Annotated in this window: 13 protein-coding genes; 2 read left to right on the top strand and 11 right to left on the bottom strand. The window is 52.2% G+C overall.

What is annotated here, in order from left to right; translation table 11 throughout:
• Positions 1–3: 3 nt before the first annotated feature.
• Positions 4–555, bottom strand: coding sequence for a hypothetical protein (locus SLW74_RS13155; RefSeq protein WP_410929147.1), 552 nt, complete (start codon positions 553–555; stop codon positions 4–6).
• Positions 556–1,908: 1,353 nt separating this feature from the next.
• On the opposite strand from SLW74_RS13155, the gene SLW74_RS13150 reads away from it, so the two are divergent.
• Positions 1,909–2,358 carry a hypothetical protein gene (locus SLW74_RS13150; RefSeq protein WP_410929146.1) on the top strand — a complete coding sequence of 150 codons (450 nt, stop codon included), beginning with the start codon at positions 1,909–1,911 and terminating at the stop codon, positions 2,356–2,358.
• Here the strand turns inward: SLW74_RS13150 and tnpC (SLW74_RS13145) are convergent, their stop codons facing one another.
• The 9 genes from tnpC (SLW74_RS13145) to SLW74_RS13105 all read right to left on the bottom strand — a co-directional run bounded on the left by tnpC (SLW74_RS13145) (position 2,359) and on the right by SLW74_RS13105 (position 9,769).
• Complete coding sequence (gene tnpC / locus SLW74_RS13145) at positions 2,359–3,885, bottom strand: IS66 family transposase (protein ID WP_410929145.1); 1,527 nt, start codon at positions 3,883–3,885, stop codon at positions 2,359–2,361.
• Positions 3,886–3,935: 50 nt separating this feature from the next.
• Positions 3,936–4,271 (bottom strand): IS66 family insertion sequence element accessory protein TnpB, encoded by a 336-nt coding sequence (gene tnpB / locus SLW74_RS13140; RefSeq protein WP_410929144.1) that lies wholly within the window; start codon positions 4,269–4,271, stop codon positions 3,936–3,938.
• Positions 4,268–4,585 (bottom strand): IS66-like element accessory protein TnpA, encoded by a 318-nt coding sequence (tnpA, locus tag SLW74_RS13135; protein WP_024671612.1) that lies wholly within the window; start codon positions 4,583–4,585, stop codon positions 4,268–4,270. Before tnpA ends, tnpB begins: the two co-directional genes overlap by 4 nt.
• A complete protein-coding gene (locus tag SLW74_RS13130) occupies positions 4,498–4,854 on the bottom strand; it encodes an HAD family hydrolase (RefSeq protein WP_410929143.1) in 357 nt (118 codons plus the stop codon). Before SLW74_RS13130 ends, tnpA begins: the two co-directional genes overlap by 88 nt.
• Before the next feature lie 946 nt (positions 4,855–5,800).
• Positions 5,801–6,073 (bottom strand): hypothetical protein, encoded by a 273-nt coding sequence (locus tag SLW74_RS13125; RefSeq protein ID WP_410929142.1) that lies wholly within the window; start codon positions 6,071–6,073, stop codon positions 5,801–5,803.
• A gap of 12 nt (positions 6,074–6,085) precedes the next feature.
• Entirely contained in the window at positions 6,086–7,318 is a 1,233-nt protein-coding gene (locus tag SLW74_RS13120) for a radical SAM protein (protein ID WP_410929141.1), read from the bottom strand.
• Positions 7,315–8,535 (bottom strand): MFS transporter, encoded by a 1,221-nt coding sequence (locus SLW74_RS13115; protein ID WP_410929140.1) that lies wholly within the window; start codon positions 8,533–8,535, stop codon positions 7,315–7,317. Before SLW74_RS13115 ends, SLW74_RS13120 begins: the two co-directional genes overlap by 4 nt.
• A complete protein-coding gene (locus SLW74_RS13110; RefSeq protein ID WP_410929139.1) occupies positions 8,525–9,526 on the bottom strand; it encodes a radical SAM protein in 1,002 nt (333 codons plus the stop codon). Before SLW74_RS13110 ends, SLW74_RS13115 begins: the two co-directional genes overlap by 11 nt.
• Positions 9,527–9,604: 78 nt before the next feature.
• Positions 9,605–9,769, bottom strand: coding sequence for a hypothetical protein (locus SLW74_RS13105; protein ID WP_410929138.1), 165 nt, complete (start codon positions 9,767–9,769; stop codon positions 9,605–9,607).
• A gap of 1,407 nt (positions 9,770–11,176) precedes the next feature.
• On the opposite strand from SLW74_RS13105, the gene SLW74_RS13100 reads away from it, so the two are divergent.
• A complete protein-coding gene (locus SLW74_RS13100) occupies positions 11,177–12,574 on the top strand; it encodes an MATE family efflux transporter (protein ID WP_410929137.1) in 1,398 nt (465 codons plus the stop codon).
• Positions 12,575–12,660: 86 nt separating this feature from the next.
• Here the strand turns inward: SLW74_RS13100 and tnpC (SLW74_RS13095) are convergent, their stop codons facing one another.
• On the bottom strand, positions 12,661–14,187 hold the full coding sequence (gene tnpC / locus SLW74_RS13095; protein ID WP_410929136.1) for an IS66 family transposase: 1,527 nt from the start codon (positions 14,185–14,187) through the stop codon (positions 12,661–12,663).
• Positions 14,188–14,218: the final 31 nt, after the last annotated feature.

The following is a 14,218-nucleotide window of genomic DNA, read 5'->3' as shown; positions in this document are numbered from 1 at the left end:
CCTTTACAGCCCAAGATCCGCAGCGAACATCCAGTCCAGCGTAGGGCCGTGAGCATCTTTCTTTAGCTTTGAGAAAAGGGCCGACGTGACGTCATCCCAGCCTCCTCCGCTGCCAGATGGAGGCGCATCAGCTGATTGTGCGTCAGCTATCGAAATCCATGAAAAATCGCCAGTCACCAGCCGCCGTTTCACGACTTGGCGTAGGGCATTGCAGAGTGCTACGACCGATGGGAAGTCAATGTCAGGCTTGGGATCTCTGCGCCAGTCAATGGATGATTCAAGCTCATGTGCTAGCCTGGAAAACGAGCAATACCCAGATGGCATCAAGCTTGAAAAAAACTCGAAGAGCTGTTCAGGCGTATAGGCCTCGCAGCCCAGATCCCATATCTTAAGGGTTGCGTTAACCTCCCGCTCGCTGCGGCTAAAAAGAGCTCTCAAGGCGTATTCCACCTGCAGATGGCGCCGAAAATTCCACCAGCGGATATCTTCCCCCCAAGCAACTGGAGCCGGGATATCTTGCAGCACGGTTTCAATGTCAGATCCTACCAGGGCCATGTGATGTCTTTCCTTTTGCGGTGTGCTATCCCGCGATTGGCATAAGCGGCACTGGGCTAATCGCGTGCGGCTAAAACGGCTCCTCACAGGCCCTTATACCTTGGAACGACCACCCGCCGTCACGGTTAGACCGGCGAGACTTTCTACTTTTAGGTGAGGATGTGCATCAGGCAGCAGGACTCGCAGCCGGCTTGCTCGTGAGACCGCTTCAAGCCTCAGCATGGCGCTCATAGAAACGGAAGTACATATCCCACAAATCTCGACAGACCTGCCGTAGATGGAATTGAGCCCAAGCCTCATCAGTAGATAATCAGGATATCGGCATCGGACTGTCGAAGCCCTGCGCGATTACTGTCGTAGCCTTTCAGCAACCGCTGAGGCGGATCCCTCTGCATCATGCCCAACAGCCGCTCGACAGAAAGTCGACGAGCTCGGTTTGCGTACAAATCTGTGGTCTCTCAACAGAGCCATGACACGCGCCATTGTTGGCTATGAAAAAATTTCCCGAGCAGATTCCTCCCTGGCACAGCAGAGCTCGGCTGATCAGGAGCTTGAATTCCTTCAGCTCTTACTCAATGCGTGTATCGACGAAGTCAGTCTTACCCTTGACGCCTTTTTACCGTCAACTCTCCGCACCCGAGTATTTGAGGCATTCCAGAGCAACGAGCAGATTCTAGACGCGCAAAGTCCACAGGGCTGTTGCACCGGCGCTGCTCTGTTTGCTCGTCCAGGGTTCCTTGCCTCAAAGCGAGTTCGAGATGTTCGTTGGGCTTGACTCGGAATCTTCGAAAATCGAGGTGGCTAAGCTGAAGGCGCTCGGCATTTTAGCAGTATCGAAAGTTAGGCCGGGTTGGCTCGTAACGGGTCTACCGGGCTGGCTCGCGGCTTGCCTAATTCCCCATCTCCAGACGCCATATGACACTTTGAGGCAGTAAATCGAGGCTGACGTCGACTACTCCATCTTTAGCTTCATCAGCCAATTCCGGCTCATGTGCGGGATGCTGTGCAGCCGTGCTGCGATATAGATAGGCTGCCAAGCAACGACCAGTTCAAGTATCAGACACGATGGTGCTGCGATTTGATACGACACTGCAGTGGAGTTTAATCCCCAGCTATATCTAGCAATTCCAGCAACTCGTGCAGTGAAGAAATTGATACTCGTGCAGCGGGCATCTCAAGCGGCCAATCATGAAAACCCCTCAACCACACCGCATGCAGCCCTGCTTCAAGAGTAAGCGTATGGCGAACCCAACTTGAATAATCTGTCTAAAGGTTGCATACCGTCGTGCAGAAAATGTAATTTGCACCCGCAGGGCCTGCGTTCAAATAGTTACGTCGCTTAACTGGAGCTATATGGACGAGCTAAAAGTTTTTGGAAATGCCCACTGGATCGTGACTCATCGACGAGATGCACGTTACGACGGATATTTGATAATCTCATCTGAAGAGCCTGCTTCAGATCTCAGCGATTTGAGCGACGATGCCCTGTCATCTCTAGGTTTGGTGATGAAAACGCTGGAGCGTCTGCTCGCGAAGGTATACGCCCCCTACAAAGTAGTGTTCTACAAATTGGGGTTCTCTCGTGGTTTCAACGTACATTTTCATGTCGCTCCTATCTCGGAAGACTTGCTAATAGAGATATCAAAACACCCCGACTATTCCGACAACCCTGATGGTAACGACGCAATTATTTTTTTAAGTCGAGAATATTGCGAAAGACCCCTTTCCGATGACGAGTCAGGAAAACAGCTTTCGGCGGTTCGGCTGCTTAGGGCTTCGTTGACTAAGCCACAGCTCGTGTAGTTAGGCACACGCCCACCTATGCGGCAATAACTGATCGATCTCACTCGCCCGCTGCGTCGGCAGGCGAATGAGGACGTCTTTTAAGTAAGCATACGGATCATGACCATTGACCCGCGCAGACTGGATCAAGCTCATGATCGCAGCCGCCCGCTTGCCGCTGCGCAGCGACCCAGCAAACAACCAGTTCGACCTCCCAAGCGCCCACGGCCGGATCAAGTTCTCGATCTGGTTGTTGTCGATGGGCACAGCACCATCCTCCAGGTAGCGCGTCAGCGCTACCCAGCGTTTAAGGCTGTAATCCAGAGCCTTGGCCGTAGCAGAGCCCTCGGGCACAAGTTCGCGTTGGGCCAGCATCCACTCATGCAGTTTTTCAGCGATCGGCACCGCCGTTTCCTGGCGTAATCGCCAACGGTCTTCGTCGCTCATTTCCTTGGCGTGTCGCTCGACTTCGTACAGCCCGCCAATTGAGTGAAGCGCCTGCTCCGCCAACTGGCTTTTATTCGCCACGTGCAGGTCGAAGAACTTGCGGCGCGCGTGGGCCATGCAGCCGATTTCGGTGATGCCCAGCTCGAAGCTTGCCTTGTAGCCGGCGAAGTCGTCACAGACCAGCTTGCCGTTCCAGGTGCCCAGGAAGTTACGCGCATGTTCGCCGGCACGGCTGGGGCTGAAGTCGTAGACCACAGCTTTGAGTGCCGAAAACGGCGTAGAGCTGTAGGCCCAGACGTAAGCACGGTGGGTTTTCTTCTCGCCGGGCGCCAGCATTTGTACCGGCGTTTCATCGGCGTGAACCACGCGCTGGGCCAGCACCACTTCGCGCAGCGCATCGACCAGGGGCTGAAGCTGCACGCCGGTTTGACCCACCCATTGCGCCAGTGTCGAACGCGGGATGGCCAGGCCGGCACGGCCGAAGATCTTTTCCTGTCGATACAGCGGCAGGTGATCGGCGAACTTGGCCACCATCACGTGGGCAAGCAGGCCCGCCGTGGGGATGCCCTTGTCGATTACCTGAGGGGGCACCGGCGCCTGGATCAGTGTTTCGCACTGCCGGCAGGCCCATTTCCCACGCACGTGCTGTTCGACGGTGAACACGCCCGGCGTGTAGTCCAGCTTCTCGCTGACGTCTTCACCGATACGCTGAAGCTGGCAGCCGCAAGTACACCGAGTGTTGTCCGGCTCGTGATGGATCACAGTGCGCGGGAACTGCGACGGCAGCGGCACACGCTTGGGTTGCTGGCGTGGTTCTGCCTGCGCGGGCGCGGGATGAAGTGCTTTTAACTCGGCCTCGATGGCTTCGAGGTCGGTATTGAGTAGGTCATCCAGCAAGCTGCCTTGCGCCGGGCTGATCTGCTCGCTGCGTTTGGCGAACTTGTGCCGCTTGAGAATGGCTATTTCGTGAGTGAGCTGCTCGATGATCGTCTCATCACGATGGATCTTTCTACCCATGGTGTCGACCTTGGACATCAACTGCGCAGCCAGCGCGCGCAGTTGTTCAGGAGGCATTTGGTCGAGATCGGGCAAGGAAGTCATGCCGTGGATTTTACCAAAGCAGTCCTCTGGTCACAGCTAAAAGCCAGGTATTAGAGCAATGTAATTGCGCCGCCTGCACCTACTCCCTGCCAAGGCAATCCAAGTACCAGCGCTTGGAGTTGTTCGGGGTCGAGTTCGACCTCCGCGCCACGATGGATGCCCGGCCAATGAAACTTGCCCTGATTCAAGCGTCGCGCCGCTAGCCAAATACCAACGCCGTCATGCACCAGCACCTTCATGCGGTTGGCCCGGCGGTTGGTAAAGAGGTAGGCGCAGTGCGGCTTCGCCGCACCGAACACGGCAACCACCCGGGCCAGTGCAGTGTCAGTGCCGGCGCGCATGTCCATGGGCTCGGTGGCGAGCCAGATGGAGTCGATACGAATCATTGGGCCAGGCCACGAATAAAACACGCGCAGCCGTCCGGATCTGAGGCTGGCCATTTTACGGTGACGGATTTATCGCCCAGAGCCAGTGAGATGATCACCGTCTCTTCTGTTGCTCGCTTGGGTGCAGCCTGTACGGGGACGAAGGCCGGCAGAGTTGCGGGTGATTGATCCCGGTAAATCGGTAGCCACTTGCGAATCACGTTGGCGTTGATGCCGTGATGGATGGCTACGCTGGAAATCGTCGCTCCAGGTTGCAGGCATTCCTGGACGACCTGGGCTTTGAACGGTTTGGGGTAAGAGCTGCGTTGGCGCATGGAAATCCTGGCGATAAGGGTGATCGCGTCCGCTTAAAAATACGCGGACACCATCGCCCTAAATACTGGAGTTCGGTAGGTGTGTTCGCCATCCGCTTACCTTCAAGAGCGCCTTGGTAGTCGTTAAGCGGATGATCGCCCACAAACCAACATTCCTCGGGTCTGACCTGCAAATGCTCGGCCGCTGCTAAAAACATCGCTAACGCGGGCTTGGCATGGCCTACCCTCTCCGAACTGAAAACAGCCTCAATGCGCGAGGCGAACGGCAAAGAAGCAACGGTGCTCTGACGCGAGTACTCCGCACCGTTTGAGACAACGGCGACTTAATGTCCCGCCGTGCCAATTCCTCAACCAACCGCCTACTACCCGACATCGCAACAGCTGAAAGTGGAAAGTGGATCACCCAATGGTCGCTCAAAGTCTGCGGCGTGGGAGCTATGCTCCACGCTAGCTCATCGGCCAAAACGCTCCCAACTGCTTCTCGGATGGAGAAATACGCCGAGCCTGCCGACAACTAACCTCCATTGTCGACCTGGTTGATGAGCCTGCAGACCGTCTTGAAGTCGCCGTCGACTTGAGCACCAAACTCTCGCAAAAAACTTTCTGCATAACGCTCGATACTTAGCACCCGGTGAGTCAGGGTGTTATCTAGATCGAATAATACGGCTTTAGGGCGCATAGACTCTCCAGAAAAACCTGTGTCGCAATCGCCTCTCTGAACACAGCAATTTCTAGCATAGAAAACCTTAACCACCGGCGAACAGGGGCAGACTCCTGGCCGCCGCCAGGGCGTGAAGCTGCTCGCCGTGGAGTAATACATCCAGACCGCGCTGGACGCTAGACCGATAAAGCCGCCATGACTACCAGAGTGCATGGATCACGAGAACAGCGAATAGCGTGGTGCGCCTCTCTAGCTCCAGTAACGTCCACTACCGAGCCCTGCTGCTCGCTTTCAAGGTCGCGTTGAAACGGCTCAGAACGGCCGGATAAGCATCCCCCATGACGCTCTAGCCAACAGAAATAGCGGTTATCTGCTCACTGACCAGATGCGTCAATATTGCGTTCCTCTCGAAACCTGCTGCTTCAGTCCTGAAACGTCAACTGAAAGCCACCTTTGGCCTTTTCTAGAGAGCTATCCGGGCGATCAACCCATGGCTGATATGGACTTTGAGAGGGAATAATGTAGATGCTTGCTACTTTAGCCCTCTGCTTGTTTCAGCTCGCAAGGCCGGAGTCCATAGTATTGGGAGATTTAACTAAAAGCTCACTCTCAATACACATCGCCCAGAACGCTTCCGCCTCAGCTAAAACAACCCCCTCGTCCTCGCAAACGTTTGTGAAGTTTGCCAAAGTCACGAAATCCTCTTCTTTAAGTTTGGTGATAATTTCAAATCCGGAATGATTTAGTTTATACACTCTGAAATTAATGGGATCTAGGAAGCATCGGTCATTTTGGCGAGCAATAAGATCTGAATTTATGTTGTACATAGGATTAACTCCCTAAAAAAAATTGACGAGATCGCGAGCGAGGTTTTTGTCGATCAATCTGTAAAGAGCGGTTTCCGAGTCAAACAAAGCATTTTCATACTGATATAGTACTTCAGGGTGGATATTAGGCTTTATCTGCGAAAGAGCCCATTCATTTGCCAAAAACTCCATTTCCTGGTCGTACACAGAGCGAGGGTCGAACTTGAGTGTTTCCGTAGCAATATGGCCTATCTCATGGAGCGCAGTAAAGAACTGCGTTACCTCGGATAAACAGTCATCGATGATAATGTGAAATTTGCTTTCATGGCTGTAAACCAAAGCATTTGCGTGTAAACCTGATGAAGAGACTTCAATGGAGGAGATTGCGTAATCGCTCGATAACGCAGAAAGCTTCTGCTTGAAGAAATTTCGAATTAGATCATTGGCGTGGAGTGTATAAATTTCGGCTAGGCTTCCACTATAAACATTCCCGAACCGCGGAGCGCCCTCGTCTATTGATACCCCGCCATCGGCCGAGATCACGACGCTTGGGCTGGATATCACTGAATTCAATTGTGTGCCCGAACTGATATCATAGCCGGGGCATATTATCCAATCAGTCCTTTCGTGCTCGCGAGCAAAGTCGCGAGCTTGCTGCAGTACCCAACTAATCTCTTGAGGATTCAACTCGGCACAATTGGGAGTAGGCAAAAATTCAACATAGAAAGATAGCTTAACCGAAAATGCTTCAAGTCTTTGGCAAAGGAGGAATAGTCTAACAACCTCTCTGGCGTTGGCCTTATGAATGCAGAGTGCGATATTAAGGTTGAGGCCCGACGCAACGATGCGTTTAGCGGCCCCACATACCTCAATAAAATTACCTGAGCGCCGTATCGCATCGTGAGTATGGGGGGAAGCACCATCCAAGCTAAGCTGAAGAGTGGGAATGCCAGCACATTTGATGTCCTTAATCATTTCATCCTTTAAATTTATCCCCGTACTAGCGACCAATGGAACGATGTTTTTTGATTTTATGAGTTTGACGATCTTTAGGAAATCCGGATGTAATAGCGGGTCGCCACCAGCAATAATTACGGTGAACACTCCGTATGCCTCTGCCTCATTAATCAATTCGGAAACCGTATCGAATGGAAGCTCGTATCTATTGATCTCTCCCTTTTGCACCAAGAAACAATGTGGGCATTTAAGGAAGCAGTTATATGTTATATAAAGACTCAGTGAGTTGGGAAGATAGCGAGCTCTCATTCTCTTATCTCCTTGTTCGCGTACCTGAATGCTAGCAGCGACATGAGCGACAGCGCCGATACTATGCTGAGTATTGAAAATATTAAACTTGCGCCTAGCGTTTCAGAAAAAATCCCGGAGAGGTACGTGGTAGCACCCGTGATCGAGGCACGGAAGAATGAGGCTGTTGCGAGTGTTGTCGTTCTGTCAGCACGACCGTTCTCAATATTGGTATTAAAGATATAGGAAGTTAATGAAGGGTACATCCCCCTGACCATCTGATGGAGGCAAATTGCCGCAAAGATTGACAGCACATTTGAACTATCCAGTATCAGCACAGCTGAAGCCAAAAATAATGTAAAGAAGATCAGTTCTGGAAGACCAGTAGCCAATAATTTCTTTTTCATATGACTGAACAAATAAGCACTTGCCGCTGATAGTAAGAAGAACACTGAAAATATCGCGCCCAGTTGGTATAGCGGAACCTGCGCAGCTACCAGCAACGGCTGGTAAAAATTAAAAGCGACCCTGAGCGTTGCGAATACTACGGCGGCGCAAAGAATGAAATTAACCATGTACCATGAGGAAAAGGCATTTAGAAAACCGGATTTCATGATGGCAACGTAACCTAAACGACCAGCTGAACGTTCATCAGGGCCATCCGTCCGGGGAGGCTCGACAACCATGAGTGCTATTACCAAAGTTGCGGCGGTCAACAGCACAATGTCTACAATCATTGGGAGTGCTAGGTTGATATCAGCCAAAACGCCCCCAAGTATCGCTGCGGCGGCGGCTGCAAATAACGAAATGCTCGTCGACTTGGCAGTGGCTGCATGAAACTCTTCTTCGGCACTCTTGGATGAGTAAACATCGTACATCATGGACTGAAAGGAACTGCCGGTGATAGCTGTGCCTACAGAAAAAAGGAACGCCACTGCGATTATCGAGATTTGGTTCTTCCACAATAGGACTGAGAGCATTGCTAGTAAATAGATTATATTACCTATAACAAGAGCTGCTTTTCTTCCCATTTTATCGGCAAGGGCACCGGCAGGGATCTCGATGAGCCATAGAAAAAGGAAGCACAACGCAAGCATAGTGCTATATTCGGAAAACGTGTACCCCGCGTAGGTTAAATAAAAAATGGTTAGCACCGGTGCCAGAACAGACTCAACTCCAAATAGGGACTGTAGGTAGCTTAGTCGACGCCACTTGGTCAATACGAGATTAGTGTTCAAAGATATTTTCTCCGTAGACAGTGTACGCTAAGTGGCAACCATGCTGATGCACTTCACCGAAGTTTCTTTGATCCTTGCCGTCAGTTGAGGTAACCAGTTGGCCACGCCATTTGAGAAAAATCGGATCCTCACTCCATGCTTTTTGAATGCTTTCGATTGCTTTTATCGGCTGTGTTCTGTCCTGTTCAGTGAGCATGTCGCATGCTGACAAGGAGAAATCACTATTTATAACCAAAGAAGTGGTCGCCGCGCCGCAACCAAACGTCGATGTGGGCCCTTTTCCTTGGGGATGCCATTTTATTTCTTTGAAAAACGCGCCGGCGGCTATTTTTATCGACGGAAATTCCTTATTCAGGGCCCATAACTCTGAACTTATCTGCATACTAAGCTGGGGCGTTAGACTGTGGCTTAAATCTAACTGTGCACCAGTCCCGGTAGGCACGAAAGCGTTGAACCTGATCTCACCCACACCCACATCGTTTGCAAGCTCAAAAATATTTCTAATACTTCCATGATTTTGTTTGGTTAGGGTAATGGAAAGCGTTACATTTAGACCTGCATTTACAAGCAGCCTGACGCCTGACATGGTTTTACAGAAGTTTCCTTCACCTCTGACATTGTCATTTAGAGTGGCTGTATTTCCTTCGATACTGACCTGGTAATTAGTGGCGCCGGAAGCTTTCAACTTAGCTACCAGCTCAGGTGTTAGGAGAGTTCCATTTGTCACTATGAGCAATGCAATGCCCTTCTCCGTAATACGCCTCGCGATTACAGGAAGATCTTTACGGACTAACGGCTCGCCGCCAAGAAGAGTGATGCTGCGAACTGAGTTTTCGGCTAAGAAATCGATAGTGCTCAGTATTCGCGCCATATCGTTCTCTTGGTGAGTGTAATCTTCCAGGTAGCAATGCGTGCAACGTATGTTGCATTTACTGGTTATGTACCATTTTACGAATATTGGAAATCCTAATGAGCAGACTTGACGTGCCATTACTAGTCCCTGTCATGAGCTGTCGAATACGCGAAGTTTAGATGGGTGGCATCACATGTTGCCACCCATGAGCTGGTCTTACATCTTGAGTAGCAACTTGGAGGAGCTTAGGCAGCCTTCAATGTTGATGACTTCCAGCGTAGGTGCTGGGGCCTTTTTCTTCCGATGTTCACGCTGAGCATAATCAGCATTCTGCTCTTGGGTGATCTTTTCAGAACGAACTGAAGCTGCATGAGTTTCCATAGCTACATCATCTCCCAGTCTTTGAATGTAACGTGCCTCATGGCACGCCAAAACTGGAAAGCAATCACTATGCCAAACCAGCCAGACTTATAACTCGTTGAATTTCATATGAAAAAAATATCCAACTTCTGCTCATCACTAGCGTAGCGCGATAATTGCTCCAGATTGGATCCATCGTGAATCGAAGTGGTGCGGATCCGCCGAACGCTTGTTTGAGGCTTACGGAGCTGTGGATGTAATTAAAACAGCGTCCGAAGCCCGGCCAAGGCTTGAATGCAGTGATGCATGTGCTACTTCTCTCCCGGAAAAATAAAATCCTGGATTCTCAGGCATTTCTGCGTACGACTGACTTATCCGATGCCGGGTCGGTGGTTCAACAGTTGGCACATGCGGTAGCAAGCTACAGCTTGTTTTTAGTCTCATACCACAGTCCTATCTCAGCGACGGACACTGCGGCCTATTCTAACGAACGTAAAAGCCACAACATAAAATGAGCGCAGGATGCCTCTCATCAAAGGGCGCAGCCCTGGGCAGGTGGCCAACTTCGAGCAATTGTTGACTCACTCTTGGAGATGGCCGCCGAGCTAGAGCGCTCGAGCAAGTTCGATCAGGCTCGATTACATTTGATGCGGGCTAACCTGCTGAAGCCTGCTAGGCACTGCCCCTCGCAATGATCGCAAGTGCCACTGGGCGCCCCCTGCGACATCATTTGCTGCAAAGGAAGGATTCGATGGACAGACGCATGAAAGTGGCAGCTCTCAAAAATGTTAGCGCATCTTCTGCGGGCGCCCGATTGGTTACTATCGTCAGCCACGATTTTTTCAAGGTTTAGTTATCGACTCTTCGGCTCCACAAGCCAGACCCTCGCAGTTCGGAATACCCAGTCGTTATGCACCGGCGGAATTGAACATTAAGGGGCATCCAGCCGGTACCAGCTACCGGCCAAGCGATGCACCGATCGCTGTCTGGCATTACCCTTCCGGCCAGAGCACGGTCTGGCAATGCGCCTACTATGAGCGGGGCTAGCCTCGCTATAACTATGACGTTGCCTATCATGTGGCGTCCCGAGTTGGCTTGGTTATGACTGTACCAATCGCAGATGCCTGCACAAACCGCGCACGAATCGTAAGCGTTCGGCGAACACCCCTTGCGTAGTTCAACAGCCGCCCGCTTGCGCGGAAGCAGCTGCGTTATCTCACTCGTTAGCGGCGTTGGCAGACGAGCTGAAAAGTCTTTTAGATAATCTGCTTAAAACGTTGTGTGCTTGTTGGTGTTACATCTCTCAGCCATGCCGCCTGATTCGGCACGTATGTTGCTGACCATCCCATAAGGACTACGATCTCAACCTATTGCCAGTCCCGTTTGTACAAAAGGATTGCCGTGCCTCCTACTCAACGGAATGTGAACATGCATCACTGGTTTGACGCGCGCATAGCAAAAAGAATTCTCAGTGTTTCGTTTCCGTTGATGGGATCAATGATGGGTAACCTATTGATGATGCTCGTCGATAGGCTGTGCTTGGCCCATTACTCGCCGGATACCCTGGCAGCGTCTGGCCCTGCGGTATTTACGAGCATGGCAATCATCGCGTTCTTTTGTAGCACTGTAGGAATAGCGCGCTCTTTTATTGCCCAAGCCAAGGGCCGCATGCCCCGATGTGAGCCTTGGACTGAAGCTGCCGCAGGGCTTTTTCTCGGCCTGATCTGCAGTGTGTTGTTGTTCGCCGCCGCTCCGCTGATTGCCATTATCCCGCAGTTAAGTGCTCGTCCACCGCACATTGTGAGCCTCGAATCCGAGTACATGCTCTGGGCATCAATCTTCGGTGGCGTGATGACAATCAACACAGGTTTTTCGTCCTTTTTTAATGGTGTAGGCAGGACAAAAGAGACGTTTCTTGTTGGCATGGGGGGGCAGGTTGTCGATTCCATCTTCACCATTGGGCTGGTCTTTGGAAGGTTTGGATTGCCTGAACTGGGCATGGCTGGTGCTGCAATTGGCACCCTGATCGGCACACTAGCTATGCTGGTTTGTTACCTGATTATTTTGCCCCGACAGGTTTGGACAGAAGGCGCGAGCATACTTGCTGGACGCAAAATATCTCTTTTGACCCAGCTCATCTTCTGGCTGCGCAGAGGTGTTCCTGGTGGCTTGTCAGCAGGCGTGGATCAGTTGGGAAACACGGCCTTCATCTGGATTGTCGCGATGCTGGGCTCAAGTGCGCTGGCGGCTAACAATATCAATCTGACAGTTAATTATCTGGGCATCATTCCAATCATTGGATTGGGGGTAGGCTGCAGTATTCTTTGCGCGACGGTGGCCGGTAACAAACAGTATGCCGAGCTGGCGAAGATACTGCGGGTAACGGTGCTGCTTGAGCTGTTCTACGTGCTGCCGGTTTCCATTCTCCAAATAACGATGCCACATCTGTTGCTCAGTGCGTTTGGAGACCTGGGGAGTAATCCAGAAACTGTTTCCCTTGCTGTCGACACACAGCGAATACTGTGGACGTTCTCTGTAGCCTTCGTCTTTTCCATGACAGGTGCTGCAGTGCTGGAAAGCCTGGGTATGACCCGATTTTCGCTCTTCACACGCTTGGGGCTCATGTGGCTAGTGAGCATTCCGCTGATCTACTACGTCGCCAGAAGCAATATCCAAACCCCGTCGTCGCTTATTTGGTGCTGGATTGTTGGATCGATGTTCGAACTCCTGATCGGTGTGCTCTATTTCTGGCGAATCGCCAAAGCTATTCGAGGCGCTGAAAACCGGCTTTGCGGAGTCATTACGAACCAAGAAAGTCATGGGTGAAATGGTGAAGATGGTTAACCTTGCCCGCACTTTCTCCCCATCCGGTAGGTTGATTCGTAAGTGTCCGTCGAGTCACCTTGCATAACTCAGGCAGATACCCACTGGTGCGGCAGCAGTTGCTCAATTGCACTCGCCCGCTGCGTCGGCAGGCGCGTCAGCACATCTTTTAAATAGGCATACGGATCGTGCCCATTCATGCGTGCTGACTGGATCAGACTCATGATCTCCGCAGCCCGTTTGCCGCTGCGAAGCGACCCGGCAAACAACCAGTTTGAACGCCCGAGCGCCCACGGCCGGATCTGATTCTCGACTGGGTTGTTGTCGATGGGCACGGCCCCATCTTCCAGGTAGCGCATCAGCGCAACCCAGCGTTTAAGGCTGTAATCCAAGGCTTTGGCCGTCGCTGATCCGTCAGGTACAAGATCGCGCTGGGCCAACATCCAGTCGTGCAGCGCTTTCGCTAACGGCGCAGCTTTTTCTTGCCGTATCCGCCAGCGATCCTCATCACTCATCTCGCACGCTTGGCGTTCAACTTCGTACAAGCCGCCAATCGAGTGCAGTGCCTGTGCTGCCAACTGACTTTTATTCGCCACGTGCAGATCGAAAAACTTGCGGCGTGCGTGGGCCATGCAACCAATTTCGGTCATGCCCTTCTCGAAACCGGCTTTGTAGCCAGCAAAATCGTCGCACACCAGCTTGCCGTCCCACGAGCCGAGGAAGTTACGTGCATGCTCGCCGGCGCGGCTCGGGCTGAAGTCATAAACTACAGCCTTAAGCGCCGAGAACGGCGTGGCGCAGTAAGCCCAGACATAAGCGCGGTGAGTTTTCTTCTCTCCGGGCGCAAGCATCTGCACCGGAGTTTCGTCAGCATGGACAACTCGTTGGGCCAGAACAGCTTCACGCAAGGCATCAACCAATGGCTGAAGCTGTACACCGGTCTGCCCAACCCATTGCGCGAGAGTTGAACGCGCGATGGCTAAGCCGGCGCGGCCAAAGATTTTCTCCTGCCGGTACAGCGGCAAGTGGTCGGCAAATTTCGCCACCATTACGTGAGCGAGCAGACCTGCGGTAGGTATACCCTTATCAATTACCTGGGCCGGGACCGGTGCCTGGATCAATGTTTCGCACTGACGGCAGGCCCATTTTCCACGCACATGCTGTTCGACGGTGAACACGCCCGGCGTGTAATCCAGCTTCTCGCTGATGGCCTCGCCGATGCGCTGAAGTTGGCAGCCGCACGCGCACTGGGTGTTTTCCGGTTCGTGATGAATTACGGTGCGTGGAAACTGCGGTGGCAGCGGCGCGCGCTTGGGTTGCTGACGCTTCTCTTCTGGAGCGGGAGCCGGTCGGAGGGCCTTCAACTCGGCGTCGATAGCCTCAAGATCGGTGTTGAGCAGGTCGTCGAGCAAGTTGCCTTGCTCAGGGCTGATCTGTTCGCTGCGCTTGGCAAACCTGTGCCGCTTGAGGATGGCGATTTCGTGGGTCAGCTGTTCGATGATGGTTTGATCGCGGTGGATCTTTCTGCCCATGGTGTCGACCTTCGACATCAACTGCGCAGCGAATGCACGCAGTTGGTCGGGGGTCATCTGATCGATATTGGGCGAAGAAGTCATGCCTTGAATTTTACCAAAGCAGATCGCTTGC

Origin of the sequence: Pseudomonas sp. W5-36, assembly GCF_046540455.1 — a bacterium.
Classification (GTDB): domain Bacteria; phylum Pseudomonadota; class Gammaproteobacteria; order Pseudomonadales; family Pseudomonadaceae; genus Aquipseudomonas; species Aquipseudomonas graminis_B.
Note: the sequence above shows the minus strand (reverse complement) of the source record. Positions and strands in the feature narration are given on the sequence as shown.

Bases quoted from the DNA above. Each gene is read 5' to 3' on its own strand.
- tnpC (WP_410929136.1), bottom strand. From the start codon at position 14,187: ATGACTTCTTCGCCCAATATCGATCAGATGACCCCCGACCAACTGCGT.
- tnpA (WP_024671612.1), bottom strand. From the start codon at position 4,585: ATGCGCCAACGCAGCTCTTACCCCAAACCGTTCAAAGCCCAGGTCGTC.
- tnpB (WP_410929144.1), bottom strand. From the start codon at position 4,271: ATGATTCGTATCGACTCCATCTGGCTCGCCACCGAGCCCATGGACATG.
- SLW74_RS13120 (WP_410929141.1), bottom strand. From the start codon at position 7,318: ATGAGAGCTCGCTATCTTCCCAACTCACTGAGTCTTTATATAACATAT.
- SLW74_RS13125 (WP_410929142.1), bottom strand. From the start codon at position 6,073: ATGTACAACATAAATTCAGATCTTATTGCTCGCCAAAATGACCGATGC.
- tnpC (WP_410929145.1), bottom strand. From the start codon at position 3,885: ATGACTTCCTTGCCCGATCTCGACCAAATGCCTCCTGAACAACTGCGC.
- SLW74_RS13150 (WP_410929146.1), top strand. From the start codon at position 1,909: ATGGACGAGCTAAAAGTTTTTGGAAATGCCCACTGGATCGTGACTCAT.
- SLW74_RS13155 (WP_410929147.1), bottom strand. From the start codon at position 555: ATGGCCCTGGTAGGATCTGACATTGAAACCGTGCTGCAAGATATCCCG.
- SLW74_RS13100 (WP_410929137.1), top strand. From the start codon at position 11,177: ATGCATCACTGGTTTGACGCGCGCATAGCAAAAAGAATTCTCAGTGTT.
- SLW74_RS13105 (WP_410929138.1), bottom strand. From the start codon at position 9,769: ATGGAAACTCATGCAGCTTCAGTTCGTTCTGAAAAGATCACCCAAGAG.
- SLW74_RS13110 (WP_410929139.1), bottom strand. From the start codon at position 9,526: ATGGCACGTCAAGTCTGCTCATTAGGATTTCCAATATTCGTAAAATGG.